This window comes from Holdemanella sp., assembly GCF_056804935.1.
In genome coordinates this window covers 1-2,499 of the sequence record NZ_DBMEXE010000230.1, presented here as the reverse complement: position 1 = coordinate 2,499, position 2,499 = coordinate 1, and the positions used below count along the sequence as shown (strand labels likewise).

Below are 2,499 nucleotides of genomic sequence, written 5' to 3'. Positions count from 1 at the left end.
TTTCCAATAAAATTAGTAGTAATATATACGGTAAAAGGGATATTATATCTCTTCAAGAAAGGATAAGCATTCATATATGCATCCATCCAGCCATCATCAATATTGGCATCTGGACACGGCTTAAATCCTCCACCATAGTATTTTCCATTCGCAAACACAAGGAATCCATATTTCCCTTTTGGTAATTTTTTAGTATCAATCTGAATTTGATAGTCTTGACCTATTGGTTTTCTTAAACTAATCAATGTTGATAAAACATAGGGTATAATTCCTTCTGTCTTTATATTCTTTTTTAGTGCATTTACCTGACGTGCAACCTCCACGTCAAATCCAAAAGAAACTGTATTTATTGAATATTCTCCATTCACTTTAATCAAATCACAGTCCATATATTCTGGATTTGAATAATTTGCCAGATTTAAAAAGTCTTCTCTTTTTAAATCTTCGAAATATTTCACAAAATCATTCCCCGTTCCAATTGGAATCACAGAAATAGTCACATTTTCTTTTTCAGCACACCCATTAATGACTTCGTGCAAAGTGCCATCCCCACCACATACATATAAATGCACAGGTTCATTGGATAGAGCATACTTTTTTGCGATAAACGTTGCATGTTCAGGACCTTTTGTTTTTTCAATGATAATACGTTTTCCTTGAAAATGCTCTTTGACTTCTTGTATTAATTCATATTGACTGTTTTTCCCTGATTTGGGATTTACAATAAATACATCCTTCATATAATTATTACCTCTTTATGACTCAATCAATCTTTGTACACATTCACTCGCAAGTATCAATCCGGCACTTGCTGGTACAAAAATAGCACTAGGCAATGGTTGTCCTGACTCTACTGGAATCGGTTGTTCTAAAGATGCCACCACCCAGATCTTATTGCGTATACGATTTTTTCTCTTCCATTGACGAATCTGTTTAGCCATTGGATCATAACTAGTTTTTTCTACTTCTGTAACTACTAATTTTGTAGGATCTTTACGTCTTGCCATTCCCATACTTGATAAAAATGGTATGTTTCGATCAATACATGCTTGCATCAAATCTTTTTTACTCTGAATGGAATCAATGCAGTCTACGACAAAATCAATGGGTTGCGAAAATATCTCATCATCTTTTGTTTGATCATAAAAACATGCATATGTATCTACAATACAATTAGGATTTAGTGTACTAATTCGTTTCTTTAATACATCCACTTTAACTTCATTAACTGTATCTAAAGTCGCTACTAATTGTCGATTGATATTACTTGGTTCCACACAATCTTTGTCTATAAGAATTAAATGACCAATCCCTGTTCTTGCTAAGGCCTCTACGCAAAAAGAACCGACTCCTCCAACTCCAACAACAAGGACTGTCTTATCATTTAGTGTTTCTAATGCTTCTTTTCCCAGCAACAATTCACTTCTCTCATTTGTCTTCATCCATCAACCATTCCTTTACTGCACTATATATTTCATCTCTATTCTGTGCTTCAAACCAATGTACAGGCATCTGATTCTTAAACCATGTATATTGTCTTTTCGCATATTGTCTAGAATGTGTTTTTATAGCAGTCTTTACTTCATCGATACTCTTTTCTTTTAAGAAATAATCTTTAAACTCTTTATATCCAATTCCTTGAAAACTTGTATATTCCCACGTTTCTGGATTTGTAAATAAATCTTCTACTTCTTTGACCAAACCATTCTCGAACATAATATCTACTCTTTTATTGATTCGATCATGTAAAATTTCTCGATTCACATCTAAACCTAAAAAATACACATCATATAATGGAATATGTTGTTGTTTGTCTTCTTGTTCTGATTTTGAAGTACCACTATGACAAATTTGTAGAGCACGAATCAATCGCTTGCGATTGTTTGGATGAATTTTTTCTAGAGCTTTTTCATCTTTTTCTTTTAACATTGCGACCAATTCTTCATTCGTTTTCGAATTCAAAAAAGTTGTATAGGCGATATCTTCGTTTTCTTCTTGAAATTCATAGTCATATAATGCTGCTTTTAAATAAAGTCCTGTTCCTCCGCATAAAATAGGAAACTTTCCTCTTTTTACAACATCTTCGATGGCTGTACGACATTTTTCTTGAAAAACCTTTACATTGTAAGGTTCATTATAATTTTGAACATCAATCAATTCATGATGTATGCCTTGCATTTCTTCTTGTGTTACTTTGGCCGTGCCAATATCCATTTTTTTATATACTTGCATACTATCGCAGGAAATAATTTCTCCATCCAATTGTTTGGCTAACCATACAGAAAGGCTTGTTTTTCCAATTCCAGTTGGTCCTACGATTGCTAAAACTTTTTGTCTATCCACGTTCAAATTCCTTTCTCAACTCACCATCACTCATCACAATAACTGTAGGTCTTCCATGAGGACAGTGATATGGTTGTTTACACTTTTGTAAATCTAAAATGACTTGCTCCATTTCCTGCATAGATAATGGTCGATTAAAACGAATTGAACTATGGC

Annotated in this window: 3 protein-coding genes; all 3 read right to left on the bottom strand. The window is 33.3% G+C overall.

Annotation, left to right across the window (positions count from 1 at the left end):
* A partial coding sequence (locus ACZQCL_RS08665) for a diacylglycerol/lipid kinase family protein (RefSeq protein WP_482482826.1) occupies window positions 1-740 on the bottom strand: 740 nt, incomplete at its 3' end.
* 15 nt (window positions 741-755) lie between these two features.
* A complete protein-coding gene (locus ACZQCL_RS08660; protein WP_482482825.1) occupies window positions 756-1,442 on the bottom strand; it encodes a tRNA threonylcarbamoyladenosine dehydratase in 687 nt (228 codons plus the stop codon).
* Complete coding sequence (gene miaA / locus ACZQCL_RS08655; RefSeq protein WP_227993699.1) at window positions 1,429-2,343, bottom strand: tRNA (adenosine(37)-N6)-dimethylallyltransferase MiaA; 915 nt, start codon at window positions 2,341-2,343, stop codon at window positions 1,429-1,431. Before miaA ends, ACZQCL_RS08660 begins: the two co-directional genes overlap by 14 nt.
* Window positions 2,344-2,499: the final 156 nt, after the last annotated feature.